A 16,229-nucleotide genomic window follows, 5' to 3' on the forward strand; every position below is an offset into this window, starting at 1 on the left:
AAATTTTTTCCTAACTCCATGTTTTTAGTGTTTTCTACCTTCATAAACTTACTTTTTTTACAATTTTATCTATTATTTTTACCTGATTATAATATTTCCGTCCCTATTCTGTAATAACTCTGCAATATTAAGCTTGTATTATTAAAACCATCAGATAAAAACAAATAACTAATATTTTTGATTAACATAAAAGGAGAATTTAGTTTGAATAAGTTCAAATCTACTTTAGTAAAATTATCTGCAGGTGTCGCAATTGCATTTTCTGGTTTAGTTGCTGTTAATACTGTTAACCCAACTACACAAGTACAAGCTGCTACTCAATCAGTTACAATCAATTATGTACCAGGATACGGAATTGCTGTTTGGAGCAACTACCAAGGTGGACACACAACTGGTCAATACTTGAAGCATGGCGATAGCTACAAGGTAATCGCAACTGCAACAGATTCTCAAGGTAATACTTGGTATGATTTGGGTCTTAATCAATGGATTATGGCTAAATATACTATCGATTCTGCCAAAGTAACTACTTCTACTCAAGCTACTTCTTCTGCTGAACAAGCTGCTAAGAACTGGATTGCAAATCGTGAATCAGGCGGTTCTTATACTGCTCGTAATGGCCAATATGTTGGTAAGTATCAATTATCAGCATCATATTTACACGGTGACTACTCACCAGCTAATCAAGAACGAGTTGCTAATAATTACGTAAAAAGTCGTTATGGTTCATGGGTTAATGCCAAAAACTTTTGGATCCGTCACGGCTGGTACTAAAATTTAGATAGTTAGACAAAAAAGACTAGGAATAATTCCTAGTCTTTTTTTGCATTTACTACTCGTAACTTTTATGTTTTTTAAATCTAGAAACACCATTTAAGTAAGTTTCTTCTACTTCTAAGTTATGATCTAAAACAATAAAATCTGCATCATGATCTGGCTTGATAACTCCACACTTCTTGGCCATATTTACGCTATTAGCCGGTACATAAGAAGCCATCATAATTGCATCTTCTGGTGTTACTACATTCCAATTAACCAGATTTTTTACTGCATCTTTTAACAATAAAATACTTCCAGCTAAATTATTATTTTCTTTTAAGCGAGCCATTCCATCTTTTACATAAACTGGCAATTCTCCTAACATGTAGTCACCATCTGGCATTAAACCCGCTTCCATACAATCAGTGATTAAAGCAATATGTTCTGGGCCCTTTGCATTAATTAACGCACGGACCGCTGGTTCTTCAACATGGTGACCATCACAAATCAATTCATCTGTAACTAAGCGTGCTGAATATGCTGCACCAATTATATTAGGTTCATGCTGAGATAATTGATTCATCCCATTATACGTATGGCAAAACATTGAGGCACCTGCTTCAATACATGCAATTGCCTTTTCAAAATTAGAACTAGAATGTCCTAAAGCAATCGTTATTCCATCTTTTACAGCTTCTCTAACAAATTCACGTGCTCCTTGTCTTTCAGGTGCTAGCGACATTTTAACCAGCATCCCTGCAGAAGCTTCTTCATATTCATGTAACTCTTTAATTGATGGATCTCGCATGTATTTTGGATTTTCTGCTCCACCATGTTCTGGAGTAAAATATGGACCCTCAAAATGAATTCCTTGGATTTTAGCACCGGTCTCTTTTCCCTTATTAGCCGCAAACATCTGACAAATTTTAATTAATTGATCATGACCAGCAGTAATAGTGGTTGGTAACCAACTTGTTACCCCAGCACGTAATAAACCTTCAGAAATTTTATTAATTCCTTCCCAGTTGCTCTTCATTACATCCTCTTCCAAAAGACCATGAATATGCGTATCAAAATAGCCTGGTGCAATCCATTTATCATTGTATTCTTTAATTTTTCCATCTACTGGCTTTTCATTTTCTGGATAGTAAAGACTAAACTTACCGTTATCTTCTACCTTTAAATAGCCACCGATTTCAGTTCTATTTTCTAAGAAGAATTTACTTGCATGAATATAATAAGACATTTTATTTTCTCCTCTTTAAGAATCCAGCTATTACATTTTACAGTTTAACTTTTTTTAGCAAAAAACAATATATCTAGAACACAAAAAAGGATATCTTTGGGATATCCTTTCTGTGTTTGTTTGAAGTATATTATTAAAGTGTTAGAACTAAATATTCTATTTAATTTTAGTACCAACCGTTAGCTTGCCAGAAACTTTGAGCAGCAGTCCATGAACCGTAACGACTCTTTACGTAGTTGTCAGCAACACGTTCTTGGTTAGCTGCTGAGTAGTCACCATTTAAGTATGCTGCTGATAATTGGTACTTACCTACATATTGACCATTACGAGCAGTGTAAGAACCGCCTGATTCACGACCAGCAATCCATGCTTTAGCAGCAGCTTCAGAACCACTTACACTTGAAGTGTAGCTTGAGTTGTTACTTGATGAACTAGTTGTAGCTTGACTACTGTAAGTATTATTAGTAGTTTGAGCTACTGGAGCTTGAGTTTGTGGAGCAACGTAATCATAGGCAACATCTGGATCTACAGAATTAAGTCCAGCACGTACCCATTTTGCCATTACCCATTGATTCTTACCAAGGTCATACCATTTATTACCTTGAGCATCATATGCTGAATCAATCACTTTCCATGAAGTTGCGTGTGGTAAATATTGACCAGTTGTATGTGATAAAGTATTTGCATGATTCCAAACCGCAATTCCGTAATCTGGAACATAGTTTACAGTCACAACTTCTGGGTCATTTGCAGTGGTTGCTGCGTGTACATCTTTATTTGTAGTAGTAGTTAATGCAACAAGACTTGCAAAAGCAACGCCTGCTGCCATAAGTGATTTAGTTAGAACAGATTTAATATTGATGGATTTAAAATTCTTCAAAATTAATTTTTCTCCTTCTAATTAATAAAATAAATATAATTTATTTCTCTCAATCGACAGTATCTATAGTACAAGGTTTATATTGCAGGTCTGTTTCATAAGTAATGGATTTAGATTAAGAAAATGCGCCATTCTGTTACATTGCTGTAATAAAGAGTACTTATGTTACATTGGCTTAACATTGTAACTTTGTCGTGATAAAAAGTTCCGTAAAGCTATCCTCATCTGAATAACTTCTTATAACTAACTTGATACGTAATTAATCAAGGCTCAGTATAAATGATACAAATACAAGAAATAATAAAACCGTTACCCATTTTCATTTACAGGGTAGCGGTTTTTATTCAGACATTTATAGATCTTTTATTTATCCAGCCAAGTATAGCCTAGATAGCTAGTTTTTATGAATAATTTTATTGATGCTTGGAGTAATTAGACTCTCTTCTAAGTTCATATCAACAGGTTTATAGGTTTCATCGATGCATTCGTCCCAGTATTCATTATGCTTTTTATCGATATAATTTTCTGATTCTTCTACAGGTTGCCCACCTTCACCTTGAATAGAATACCAGTAGAAATACATATATCCATCTTTAGACTTTTCAGCAAAAACTGTTTCAATAAACATTTTCTCAGCAGCCATAGTGCCTATTGTATCCTCATGATGATTATTGAGAAAGTCCATCCATTCCTGTGCCCTTTCCTCTTTTCCTTTTTTAATTCTAAAACGTGTTAACTCAATTTTTACCATTATTCCTCCTTATTATTTTTTCTTTTATAAATTTACGGTTTTAAACCCACTATTCAGGCATTAGTTTGATATTGTCAGTCTAAAACCATAATATTTTTCCATTATTTAGCTTAAATTACTAAAATTAACTATATCACTTCATATAATTAATCATTTACCTATTGTTTTTATAAAAAAAGCATAATCATAGATATTTTTAACTATATCTACAACTATACTGCAACTAAGTTTATAACCTCCCCAACACACTGCAGATACACAGATTTTTTTGTGTGTCTGTAGTGTGTCTATTTCATTTAATTTCAATTTAAATCAATATTTTTCAAAACATTTCAAATTATTACAAATCAAATAAAAAAGCCTTATCATAGACTTTTTTATTGCCCTAGATAAGACCACAATTATATAAAAAATGCTGAATGCCAGGATCGAACTGGCGACCTCTTCTTTACGAGGGAAGCGCTCTACCAACTGAGCTAATTCAGCTACTTTTAACAATCAAAATTATAGCAAAAAAGCTCAGTTAAATTCAAATTTCTATTTTAACAAACCATGTTTAATTAAATCTTGCTTCAAATTATTGAAGTGCTTTGTATCATTAAACTTCATTTTAGTGTAGCTTCGTAATAAACGTCTTTGGTTCCAAGTTAAATGTTCTTTAGGACGAATTTCATCAATATGCTTAATCATATCTTCACGCCAATTTTCCATTTGTTTTCTAACTTTCCAATTTTCAGTTACATGGTCAATCTCAGCATGCATCTTGTCTAAGCGAGCATTGATTCTTTCGTTCCACTTCTGAGTAGTATTGTGGAATTTTTCTACACTGATAATGGTACATACAAGGTCGGTCCCCATTACAATGACAATAATAAGAGCCAATGCCCCATGGGTTTTCATTTCTTCCCAGTTAATTACTCTTTGAACAACTGGCTGAACAAATTTTACTAAGAGAACCACTCCAATTCCCCAAAACAAGGAAATAATTGGAGCTACACGACCTTGGATATTTCCCCATAGATGAGAATAATCCCAAAGCACTAGATGGAATACTTTTTCTAAAAATAAACTAGCAATGAATTCGAATATCGTAGCCACGACCATCCCTACAATAAATAGAAGTAAAATATTATCTTGTACTTTATAAGTACATACTAAAATTGTAGTTACTGCAAATCCATACACAGGACAATATGGTCCAAATAAAAAGCCACGATACTCATAGTGTCCGTCTTTAATGGAACAATAGAACGTTTCCCAAATCCAGCCGATAACTGAATAGGTAAAAAATAAGACAATAATTTCCGAAAGTGAATATGGCATAAAAACCTCCTGCAATTATTGTCTCATATACTTTATAAAATTATTAGCTATAATTTTGCTTTACTTCCAATCTAAGCAAAGTTCTTGTTCATGTAAAAGCTCAGGCAATTCATCACGATCAGTTTCATGATTATCTAGCTTTGCTCCAGAAATTTGTTTAGTGAAAGAATCAATTCTGCGATTAGCATCACGTAAATCATAATAAGTAGTAACAATTTGATCATAATCAGCTAAATCTTTTACATCAAAGTCCTTCTTATACTCATTTTCAAAGCAAGAAAATTCAAGTGGTAATCTAGGTTTTAATTGTGGCTCTTGATCAGGCACTCCTACTTGCATCCCTAAAACAGGAAAAGTAAGTTTAGGCAAATCTAGTTCTTTTAACATCGCTTTAGGGTGATCATTCACTGTACCAAGAGCAACATAACCTAAACCCATACTTTCAACGGCATTAGCAACATTTTGAAAAGCTAACAGCGTATCTTCCATTGCTTGGAAGAAAATATCAGTTGTATGAACTCTGCCATCATCGTGACCTAATTGTTTACGAATTTGCTGATTACGGTACAAATCAACTACAAAGATAAACAAATCTCCTTCTGCACCTACATATTTTTGATTACAAAGTTCCTGAATTTTCTTCTTTTTAGCAGGATCGGTTATATGTATTAAGGAAGCATTTTGCATAAACATACTTGTAGAAGTATGCTGAAAAACCTTATACAAAGTAGTTAACTGCTCTTCACTTAAAGTTTGATTTTTATATTTTCGAATTGAGCGGTGATTAACCTGAGCATCAGTAGTTAAATTATGGATCATCGGGATTCTTCTTTCTTTAATTTACTTACTAAAAGTATATAACATAAAAAAAGTACTTGGCAAAATTCCAAATACTTTTCTTCTTATATTTTCTTTATTTGAAAAGGTCGTTGAACGCTTCACTCATTGTTGGATGAGTGTAAATTTGATCTCTTAAAACAGTGGCTGGAATATTCTGATTAATAGCTAAAGAAATGGTATTAATTAGCTCATACGATTCAATTCCATATAAGGTTGCACCTAAAATTTGATTATTTTTAGGATTTACCAACGCCTTAAATAATCCGCGAGTATCCTTAGCTACACGAGCTTTAGGAATAGCAGCCACTGGCAATTTGTGTATTTCATATTCAATTCCTTGAGCCTTTGCTTCTTTTTCAGTTAGACCAACTTCTGAGAGAGCTGGATCAATAAAGACACTATAAGGAATATTCTTTCTACTTTCTAATGTATATTCACCATTACCGAATAATTGACTTTTAATAATACGATAATCATCCAAAGAAATATAAGTAAATTGGAGACCACCCTTTACATCACCAATTGCCCAAACATCCTTTACACTTGTCTCTAAATGTTTATTTACTTCGATTGCTCCACGACTATTAACTTTGATATTAGTATTTTCCAAGCCAAGATGAGCAGTATTTGGCTTACGACCCGTAGCAGCTAAAATACGATTTCCAATAGCTTGTTTTTCTTCCCCACTTTTAGTTTTATAAATAACGCTAGTGTAGTCATCATGATCAACTACTTTTTCGATTTCCACGCCTAATTCAAACTTAACTCCTAGATCTTCTAGATCCTTTTTTACCACCTCACTAATATCATCATCTTCACGAGGAATAAAGTCAGAATTATGATCCAAAACCGTAACTATTGAACCATATTTAGCAAACATTGCCGCAAACTCTAAGCCAATGTACCCTGCTCCAATAATTACTAATTCTTTTGGTAAAGAGGTTTGTTCCATTGCTGCCGTAGAATCTAATAGGAACTTACTTTCCTTTAAACCTGAAATTGGAAGCATTACTGGAACTGCTCCCGTATTAATAAAGATTCTTTTACCCCGATATTTATCGACTCCACTCGCAGTTTTTACTTCTATTTCGTGATCATTAATAAATCTAGCTTCTCCATCTAAGACAGTTATCATCTTTTCATCAGCTAACATGTGATAATTTTTATTTCTTAGAAGCGTGGTCATTTCATTTTTTCCACTAACCGCATCGACAAAATCCATGCCATTACCAGCCTCAATAATAAGACGCTTAGAAGGCAAACATGCGATATTGATACAAGTTCCTCCGTACATCTGATTAGATTTTTCCACAACTAAGACTTCTTCGCCCTTTTGAGCTAAAAATTTGGCTAAAGTTTTTCCACCTTTACCAAAACCGATAATAATATTTTCAATAGTTTTCAATATTAGCACCTCGCTTTTAAATAGTAACCTACTTAATTGTTACTATCATAATACTTTGCCTAACCACTGTCATCATTCCTGCTTAATTCTTCTTTACTTTATGATCTTTCATGATCTTTTAAGTTTAAGTTGTTCTTCATATGATATGATTAACATAACAATTCAATAATTTTAAGGAGTTATGTTTATGAAAGTATTAGTTATCGGTGGAGCCGGTTATATTGGTTCGCATGCAGTTAAAGGCTTACTTGAAGATGGCAACGAAGTTGTTGTTCTTGATTCTCTTTACACTGGTCACAGAAAAGCTGTTGATAAAAGAGCTAAGTTCTACCAAGGTGATATTGAAGATAAATTTTTAGTAAGTAAAATCCTTCGTGATGAAAATATTGATGCAGTTATGCACTTTGCTGCTTATTCTCTTGTTCCAGAATCTGTTAAAAAGCCTTTGAAATATTACGATAACAATGTTTCTGGCATGATTTCTTTATTACAAGCTATGAATGATGCTAACGTAAAATACTTAGTATTTTCTTCCTCTGCTGCAACTTATGGTATTCCTAAGTCATTACCAATTACTGAAGATAGTCCACTTGATCCAATCAATCCATATGGTGAAACCAAGATGATGATGGAAAAAATTATGCACTGGGCTGATAAGGCTGATGGCATCAAGTCTGTTGCCTTACGTTATTTCAATGTTGCTGGTGCTTCTAGCGATGGTTCAATTGGTGAAGACCATGGTCCTGAAACTCACTTAATTCCAAATATTTTAAAGAGTGCTATTGCGGGTGATGGTAACTTTACTATTTTTGGTGACGACTATGATACTAAAGACGGTACTAACGTACGTGATTACGTTCAAGTTGAAGATTTAAGTGATGCTCATATTCTTGCTTTAAAGCACTTAATGAAAACCAATAAATCCGATGTCTTTAACTTAGGTACTGCTCATGGTTACTCTAACTTAGAAATTCTTGAAGCAGCCAAAAAAGTTACTGGAATTGATATTCCTTATACTATTGGGCCACGTCGTGGTGGTGATCCAGATAGTCTAGTTGCCAATTCAACTAAAGCTAGAACTGTTTTAGGGTGGCAACCTAAACATGAAAATGTTGAAGAAGTAATTGCCTCTGCTTGGAAATGGCACCAAAACCATCCTAACGGTTACGAAGATAAATAAGCTAATTTATTCAAACAAAAACGGAAAGTTCAATTGAACTTTCCGTTTTTTATTATGCCATTGATTCTACACATTTACGCATTTCTGAAACATCTAATACACCATTAGCAAATTCTTTTTGACAAGCTCATCAGGTAAAAATTCATCGTATTTATCAAATACTGGAACTTCATTTGGAAATACTAGCTCTAAGGGATCAAATTTTTCTCTTGCTTCTCTGCGTAACACTTCAAAGAACTGATCTTCATTTGCATCCATTGTAAAGGTCATAAAATAAGGCCTAGTTGATTCGAAATTTTTAAGCTTTAATTGATCCTTACATTTGATTCTTAATAATCTCTCTAAAGCTAAAAATGCATAGCTGCCTGTCCAAGGGAAAAATGCCCACATTTTTCCACCTAGATTAATTAAAGAATGCCGATCCAAACCGGCTTGTTGTGCGGTTTCGCGCAATTGTGCTAATCGTGCTTGCGCATTTTTCATCAGATATGGATACTGCTTATCTTCAAAAAGAATCTGCTTCATTCTTTGTAAAATTTTAGGATGAATGTCTCCTGCTACATCCCCAAAATATGCTCCAATATGTCCTTTTACGCCGTGACAATATACTTGATGCCGTTTACGATCGATCTCATCTACTACCCATACACGTCCAGCAATGGCAATCTTATCTCCTACCGGCGGTGGCTTAACAATTGTCCCTAATTCTTCATTTGCAGCATGAACACTAAACTCTTCATTTTCCATAAATACTGCATAGAACTTAAAGTTATTAACAATCTTTTCCCCAGCTAAGCCTAGAATCAGACCACCATTTTCAGTCTTTTGGATATGATCGATTTTTAGGAGGTACCGTAATAAAACTTGATAATCCTTTTGGCTGACATTATGAAAGTAAGCTAATGACAAAACCCGACTTGCTAATTCAGCCGGACTCATTTCACCACTTGCTGCTAAAGTAGACATAGTTTGATGATAAAGCAAACTGTAAGGCAGTCGATTCGGCTGAGGCGGCTCAACCCAATGTTCTTCTGCATAAAGTTGAATTAAGGCAATCCCTTGTAATAAGCTCCAAGGAATAAGTTCTGGTAACATTGCTCTTGATTCTGGATGTTCTTCACGCATAATAAAATGCATTTCAGGCGGTGTTCCTCTACGCCCAGTGCGTCCCATCCTCTGTAAAAAGCCAGAAACTGTGAAGGGTGCATCTATTTGATATGCACTTTCTAATTTTCCTACATCTATTCCCAGCTCTAATGTCGCCGTAGCACAGGTAGACACATAGGCATCCGGATCTTTCATAGCATCTTCAGCTGTTTGGCGCAATGCGGGAGATAAGTTACCATGATGAATCAAAAAACGATCAGGTTCATGGCTATAGCTACAATATTCTCGCAATTCTTGGCAAACTGATTCACATTCCTCGCGACTATTAGTAAAGATTAAACTTTTCTTTCCACGAGTATGCTCAAAAATGTAGCCAATTCCTGGATCAGCTAAAGCAGGCGCAATGTCAGTTTTAGGTTCAACAATTTCTGCCGGATCAAAATTATCACTTGTTGCTTGAGGATCAGTTTGGTAAAAGTGTTCCATTGATAGTCGCCAAACTTGTTTACCATTTTGAACCTTCGGTGCACTAGTTTTACGCCCACTACCAGCACCTAAAAATTTGGCGGCAGCCGTCATATCTCCAATAGTAGCCGATAAACCCACTCTCCGAGGTTTAACTTGTGCTAATTTAGATAATCTTTCAAGCAAACAGAAAGTTTGTCCACCTCGATCACTCCGCAAAAATGAATGCAGCTCGTCAATTACAATATATTTTAAACCATGGAATAAATCAGGAATGGCCATATGTTTGTTAATCATCAAACTTTCCAAAGATTCTGGCGTAATTTGTAATATTCCTGATGGCTTTTTTAATAATTTACGTTTCTGCGTCTGGGCTACATCACCATGCCAACGCCAAATCTTGATCTCGGAATCCCTAGTTAAATCATTTAACCGATCAAATTGATCATTAATCAAAGCTTTAAGAGGGGCAATATAAAGCACCTGAGCTGAATCAGCTGGATTTTCACTTATATCTGAAAGAATGGGGAAAAAAGCTGCTTCTGTCTTACCGGAAGCAGTCGAAGCAGCTAATAAAACATTATTTTCGGTATTAAAAAGCTCTTGCGCAGCTGCTACTTGAATGGGACGCAAACTTTGCCAACCTTGTTCATAAATATAATCCTGAATAAATGGAGCATATTGCTCAAATACATTCATCTGCTTCATCCCTCCCTTTATTAAAAAATAAACTCACAACTAAATTGTAAATTCAGTGTAATCTGCTCCTTTTTCATCGGACACTGCTTCCGACTTAGTGTAGCTAAACTCATCTGAATTGAGCAAGTCGCTAATTTGTTTGTCTGGATGTTGTAAGGTAATATCCAACAACTCAATAAAATCACGAATTACTTCACGCGGTGTAATATTACTATCTGCACCAACACGCCCATATTCAATCTTAATAAAAGTAGCTAGATCTTCGTCACTAATTGTCATTTCATAGCCATAAAGTGAAGCATGCATCTGGGCTAATTTCTCAGTTAAAACCAACATTTCTTCTGCATTTAAAGGTTCTAACTTAATCACAGGTGCATACATATCACTGGCACCTGCTTTTGAAAATTTTCCATTTGCTAAACGTGATCGCAAGGCTTCATAACTGTAAACTCCTCGTCTTCTATCTTCCACAGCTTGTGGCGTTGCACCCATAATAATTCCGAGGTACTTTGCTTTTCCTTGTAAAGCATCATTATACATCGTTAACATTTTTTCATAATTATATTGACGACTAATGCTATTAGGAATCTTATAGATATTTACAAGTTCATCAACCATTACCATTAATCCCGTATAGCCTGCTTGTCTAAAGAACATTGCAAATAGCTTAATATATTCATACCAATCATCATCTGAAATAATGATGTTAACTCCTAATTCGTTTTTAGCCTCTGTTTTGCGCGTGTATTCACCTCTAAACCATTTAATTACTTTTGCCCTAGTCTCTTCATCATTATTTATATAGGCCTCATAGTACATCTTTAAAAGCTGCGCAAAATCAAAACCATGCACTAGTTCGTTCAGACTTGAAATTACCTCATAGATTTTTTTGTCTACTAACTCAGAAAATCTACTATTTTCCTGACTCAAGCCGGATTCTTCCGCCACTTGTGCTTGAACTGAATTAATCCAGCGATCTAAAATTAACGGTAAAGCTCCACCTTCAGGACGAGTCTTAGTGGCTAAATTTTGAATTAACTCACGATAAGTTGCAAGGCCCTGTCCCTTAGTGCCCTGCAATCTTCTTTCAGGAGAAAGATCGCCATCTACTACAACAAAATTCTTATCCATTACATAGTTACGAATCGCTTGTAGTAAAAAGCTTTTTCCCGAACCATATCGGCCCACAACAAAACGGAAAGAAGCTCCACCTTCACTAATAATATCAACATCATGAAGTAACGCTTCTATTTCTGCCTTTCTTCCAACCGTAATATATGGCAAACCGATTCGTGGCACTACGCCACCCTTTAAAGAATTTAAAACAGTTTGAGCAATTCTTTTAGGGATTCTACGCTTTTGTTCAGTCATAATTACTCCTCACTAAATAAATCTGCTAAATCTGGGAGATAGTCTGAAATAATTTGAGGCTCTTCTCCATCAAATTCGATTATGCTATCCCCAATTTCATCAAATAATTTTTCATTAATAGCATCTGCCAAAATAGATGGCATTAAATGTTTTTGCTGCAAGTTTTCTTTCCATGAGGTTTGATGCCACAAAGACATTAAGAAAAAATACTCATCTGCAGTTAAACCATAAGGTAACGCTTTACTTGTTATTCCTTCAACAGTTTGTTCTTTTTCACTAACCTTTTCTTGTTTTTCTTCTGTTTCTAATTCATTTTTAGCCTGACGCTCTAGCTCTTTTTCTTCCTGAGTTAATAAGCTTTCTCGAGTCTCAGAGGCATCACTACGAATTTTATTTAGATGTTCAAAATTAATCCTAATTTTTGGTCGCTGAGCTTCAATTTCAGCTTGATGAAAGTCTTTTACAGCTTGTTCTATTACCAATACCATGGCTTGATTTAAAGTATTAGCTTTTAGCTTTCTTCCTCTCTGGTACTCTAAGCGACTTAAGCGATCAATTTCATGAAGTACTGCGTTTAATTTTGTTTTTTGACGCGTAACTGGAGAAAGGTATTGATAATAAGTCCGCCCATCCTTTTGATAAAATTTTCTATTTTCTGTAATTGAAAAAACTTCAAATTTTGGTTTTCTCTTGTAAAGAAGCGCACGTGAGAAAAAATAATATTCTCTTGTCGTCGTTACAAATAATACTTCTCTAGCAAAATCAAAATATTCTTTATGGGATAAAAGTTTATTCCAAACAAAAAAGATTAAATCTTGGTATTTATCTTTATCAAGTGGACTTTTACCATGATAAGTAGATATTTTCTCAAGATTTGCTATTAGCTCAGTTGAATCCTTAGGAGTTAGTAATTCTTTTGTTAATTTATCTTCCTCTATTTCGGTAGATAATACCTTACTTTTATAATCTGTCAAATTATAAAAGACCACATAATCTTTAATCCAACGCTTGAGATAAGAGGCAATTTCAGGGTCAAACTGTAAGACATAATTGTTATATAAATCAGTTAATAATTTATATCCTTCCTCAGGTTGTTTAATACCTATTTGGTTGAGTAATTCATAAATATAAATAAAGACATAGGATCGACTAGTTGCATCATAAACTCCCTTTCTTACTTTAGTACGCCAAGTAAAATAAGTTCTGAGTTGATGAACTGTCATATCATGATAAGTCGGATAAAAACGATTAAACACGTAATTCTGTTCATAATTATCCTCATAGCCAGCCATTAATTGACCTTGATAATAAAAATTCTTTTGGCGACCTAAAGCAGGTAAAATCGTATAGTCGTAGCTTTGCAGCATTTTTTCAATTTCCGGGGGAATATTATTTATACTATTTTTACCTTTAATTGGCTCACTTGTTTTATGAGTCTTACGTGGTGGAATTCTTTCAGCATGATAAGTTTCTGATGCTGAACTTTTTTCTTCTTCTGGAATTAAGAGATACTGGCCTGTAGTTTTAACTTCACCATTAAGAGCTAATTTATAAGCATAATCTACTGTCTTTTTAACTTCTTCATCATTTACTTGATTAAGCCACATTCCAACCCAATTATTACTTTTAATCCTAAATGATTTGGTAAATCCAGGTAAATCAACTAAAGTTTGAGAAAAATCTCCACATTTCAAATCTAAAGTAACAGCATGTCCATCTTCACTAATTCCGATTTGTTGATTAGGTACACGAGAAAGAATAGCAAAAAAGTCATCACTATTAGGTGGCATTAATACAAAAATGTTTCTATTGTTAGCCAACATTTGCTTAAAAGTTAAACCATATTTTTGCCTTAAATATTTAATTAAGTCATTTGTTAACATCTTCTCACCTCATTTCTTTTTAGTTTATACGAACATATATTCTAAAATTATACCAAGATAGTTGATATAACGCAAAAAAGGGAGTGTTTTATCTTCCTCCCTTTTAGCGTTGCTGTTTAGCCTCTGTTAGTACTTCTAGTGCAACTAAAGAATGCTCAAATGCTTTATCAACAGCTTTTTTATCTTTTTCTTCAAGCATACGACTAAATTCCACGAATTCCGCTACCATTCGATGACTATACTTATTAAGTTTTAAAGCTTTAGGTTTTTGCCCCTTGAGATCAACTTCTATCTCGTTTAATTCATTAATCGGCCCTTTAATTTTTAGACTGCCTTTTTCGCCCTCAATATAACTCCATTGATCAGTTACATATGAATCCTTTGAAGCTAATAAACTAGCTTGTAATTGTGGATAAGTTAAAATCAAATTACCTGAGGTATCAATTTCTTTTTGCATAACTGGAAAATAATGAACTCCAGTAGGTTTGCCAAATAAGCCTACTGCCACATGGATATTATAAATTCCTAAATCCATTAACGCTCCACCATCTTTAGTCGGATCAAAGACCGGTTGAATAATCCCCTTTAGGAAATTATCGTATCGACTAGAATATTGAGTATAGTTCAATTCAACATTATGAATAGGTGCTATTTTATCTAAGTGTTGTTTCAAATATAAAAAGTTAGCTAAATAAATATTAGTTATTGCCTCTACTATGAAAACATGATGCTCATCCGCAATTTTCTTTAATTCAAGTGCTTGTTCAGGTGTAGCAACAAAAGGTTTCTCACAAATAACATTCTTATCATGTTCAAGCGCCTCTTTTGCAACCTCATAATGTAAGTTATTTGGCACCGCTACATAAACTGTATTTACTTCTCGATCATTAAACAGATTATTGTTATTTACAAAAGTTTTCCTTATTCCATATTTAGCTTGTAACTCTTTTCCAACTTTTTCACTTCTCTTAGTAGTAGCAATTGCTGTTAACTCTAAATTAGGTATTTGATCAGCAATTTGTAAAAAATCATGAACAATCATCCCTGATCCTATAATTCCTAAATTAATCATATTAATCCTTCCTTTAAATTCTTTCTCTTAAATTTTATTTTACAACAAATGTTGTTATTTCGGGCTTCATCTCAGTTCGATAAAAAAATTTATAATTTTGAGTGCATTATTTTTGTAATTCGAAAAATTAAGCTTTATATTAAAGATGTCTTAAGTGATTATATTAAGTTTGTTTGGAGGTAATTATTATGGCAGATTACACAAAGAGAGAATTAAAGGCTTTAGACAGAATTTCTAAGAAGATTGCTGATGCTGAAGAGCATTTAACTAAGATTGAAGAAAGCGAACCTGACAAACGTCACCGTACCGCTCAGCACGAAACCATTAAGGATATCAAGTCAATCTTAAAGCACGCTAAGAAAGTTTCTGAAGAAGAATTAAAGGCTGAAGAAAAAGGCAAGATGGAAGATCCTGTTTATACTGAAGCTGAAGAAAAGGTTGTTAATGACCTTAAGTCAGAATTCAAGCAATTAGAAGACGATCTTAGCAAGTTACCTGAAGAAGATGGTTCAGATATTAAACGTTACAGAGCTGAAAACCACACTTTAGAAAGAGCTAAAGAAATTTTGAAGAAAGCTGATAGATTTTAATCACTAGCTAAGAATTCAAAAATAAGACTTTATTTTTGAAATTATTAAATAAGAGTTCTATATTAAAGATGTCTTAGATAAGACATTAAGTTTGTTTTGGAGGTAATTATTATGGCAGACTACACTAAGAGAGAATTAAAAGCATTGGATAGAATTTCTAAGAAGATTGCTGACGCAGAAAGTCACTTAACTAAGATTGAAGATAGTGAACCTGACAAGCGTCACCGTACTGCTCAACACGAAACTATCAAGGACATTAAGTCAATCTTAAAGCACGCTAAGAAAGTTTCTGAAGAAGAATTAAAGGCTGAAGAAAAAGGCGAAGTTGAAAACCCTGTTTACACTGAAGCTGAAGAAAAAGTTGTTAAGGACCTTAAAGCTGAATTTAAGGAATTAGATGATGACCTTAGCCACTTACCAGATGAAGATGGTTCAGACATCAAGCGTTACAGAGCTGAACACCACACCTTAGATAAAGCTAAGGAAATCTTGAAGAAAGCTAAGAAATTCTAAGATTAATTATTTAAACCTATAAAAACTCATCTATTAAAGATGAGTTTTTATTTTGCCAAAATTTATAATACATATTTTTTGTAATCACTCTTTTTGAGTTCTATATTATAAGTGTCTTAAGTGATTATATTAAGTTTGTTTCGGA

At 33.9% G+C, this 16,229-nt stretch carries 13 protein-coding genes, 1 tRNA gene and 1 pseudogene; 4 read left to right on the top strand and 11 right to left on the bottom strand.

Annotated elements, in window-relative coordinates:
• Positions 1 to 252: 252 nt before the first annotated feature.
• Complete coding sequence (locus FP432_RS04770) at positions 253 to 774, top strand: peptidoglycan-binding protein LysM (protein WP_265489606.1); 522 nt, start codon at positions 253 to 255, stop codon at positions 772 to 774.
• Between the two features lie 58 nt (positions 775 to 832).
• Here the strand turns inward: FP432_RS04770 and nagA are convergent, their stop codons facing one another.
• The 7 genes from nagA to FP432_RS04805 all read right to left on the bottom strand — a co-directional run bounded on the left by nagA (position 833) and on the right by FP432_RS04805 (position 7,204).
• Positions 833 to 2,005, bottom strand: a complete 1,173-nt coding sequence (gene nagA, locus FP432_RS04775) for an N-acetylglucosamine-6-phosphate deacetylase (protein WP_265488186.1) — start codon at positions 2,003 to 2,005, stop codon at positions 833 to 835.
• 166 nt (positions 2,006 to 2,171) lie between these two features.
• Positions 2,172 to 2,834: a hypothetical protein gene (locus tag FP432_RS04780; protein WP_265489607.1), complete on the bottom strand. Its 663-nt coding sequence runs from the start codon at positions 2,832 to 2,834 to the stop codon at positions 2,172 to 2,174.
• 445 nt (positions 2,835 to 3,279) lie between these two features.
• Complete coding sequence (locus FP432_RS04785; protein ID WP_265488187.1) at positions 3,280 to 3,636, bottom strand: DUF6176 family protein; 357 nt, start codon at positions 3,634 to 3,636, stop codon at positions 3,280 to 3,282.
• Positions 3,637 to 4,049: 413 nt separating this feature from the next.
• Positions 4,050 to 4,122 (bottom strand) — tRNA-Thr (locus FP432_RS04790).
• A gap of 51 nt (positions 4,123 to 4,173) precedes the next feature.
• Positions 4,174 to 4,959: a putative ABC transporter permease gene (locus FP432_RS04795; RefSeq protein WP_265488188.1), complete on the bottom strand. Its 786-nt coding sequence runs from the start codon at positions 4,957 to 4,959 to the stop codon at positions 4,174 to 4,176.
• Between the two features lie 60 nt (positions 4,960 to 5,019).
• Positions 5,020 to 5,778, bottom strand: coding sequence for an NADPH-dependent oxidoreductase (locus tag FP432_RS04800; RefSeq protein ID WP_265488189.1), 759 nt, complete (start codon positions 5,776 to 5,778; stop codon positions 5,020 to 5,022).
• Positions 5,779 to 5,872: 94 nt separating this feature from the next.
• On the bottom strand, positions 5,873 to 7,204 hold the full coding sequence (locus FP432_RS04805; RefSeq protein ID WP_265488190.1) for an FAD-dependent oxidoreductase: 1,332 nt from the start codon (positions 7,202 to 7,204) through the stop codon (positions 5,873 to 5,875).
• 187 nt (positions 7,205 to 7,391) lie between these two features.
• Between FP432_RS04805 and galE the strand changes: the two genes are divergently transcribed.
• Entirely contained in the window at positions 7,392 to 8,384 is a 993-nt protein-coding gene (gene galE / locus FP432_RS04810) for a UDP-glucose 4-epimerase GalE (protein WP_265488191.1), read from the top strand.
• Between the two features lie 52 nt (positions 8,385 to 8,436).
• Here the strand turns inward: galE and FP432_RS04815 are convergent.
• The 4 genes and pseudogenes from FP432_RS04815 to FP432_RS04830 all read right to left on the bottom strand — a co-directional run bounded on the left by FP432_RS04815 (position 8,437) and on the right by FP432_RS04830 (position 14,978).
• Positions 8,437 to 10,655, bottom strand: a pseudogene (locus FP432_RS04815) (DEAD/DEAH box helicase).
• Between the two features lie 39 nt (positions 10,656 to 10,694).
• Positions 10,695 to 12,026, bottom strand: a complete 1,332-nt coding sequence (locus tag FP432_RS04820; RefSeq protein WP_265488192.1) for an ATP-binding protein — start codon at positions 12,024 to 12,026, stop codon at positions 10,695 to 10,697.
• A gap of 2 nt (positions 12,027 to 12,028) precedes the next feature.
• Positions 12,029 to 13,909, bottom strand: coding sequence for a TerB N-terminal domain-containing protein (locus FP432_RS04825; RefSeq protein WP_265488193.1), 1,881 nt, complete (start codon positions 13,907 to 13,909; stop codon positions 12,029 to 12,031).
• A gap of 103 nt (positions 13,910 to 14,012) precedes the next feature.
• On the bottom strand, positions 14,013 to 14,978 hold the full coding sequence (locus FP432_RS04830; RefSeq protein ID WP_265489608.1) for a Gfo/Idh/MocA family protein: 966 nt from the start codon (positions 14,976 to 14,978) through the stop codon (positions 14,013 to 14,015).
• A 191-nt stretch (positions 14,979 to 15,169) separates the two neighbouring features.
• Between FP432_RS04830 and FP432_RS04835 the strand changes: the two genes are divergently transcribed.
• Positions 15,170 to 15,571: a hypothetical protein gene (locus FP432_RS04835; RefSeq protein WP_265488194.1), complete on the top strand. Its 402-nt coding sequence runs from the start codon at positions 15,170 to 15,172 to the stop codon at positions 15,569 to 15,571.
• A gap of 111 nt (positions 15,572 to 15,682) precedes the next feature.
• Complete coding sequence (locus FP432_RS04840; RefSeq protein ID WP_265488195.1) at positions 15,683 to 16,084, top strand: hypothetical protein; 402 nt, start codon at positions 15,683 to 15,685, stop codon at positions 16,082 to 16,084.
• Positions 16,085 to 16,229 lie beyond the last annotated feature (145 nt).

The sequence above is a fragment of the Lactobacillus sp. PV034 genome, assembly GCF_014522305.1.
Taxonomy (GTDB): Bacteria; Bacillota; Bacilli; order Lactobacillales; family Lactobacillaceae; genus Lactobacillus.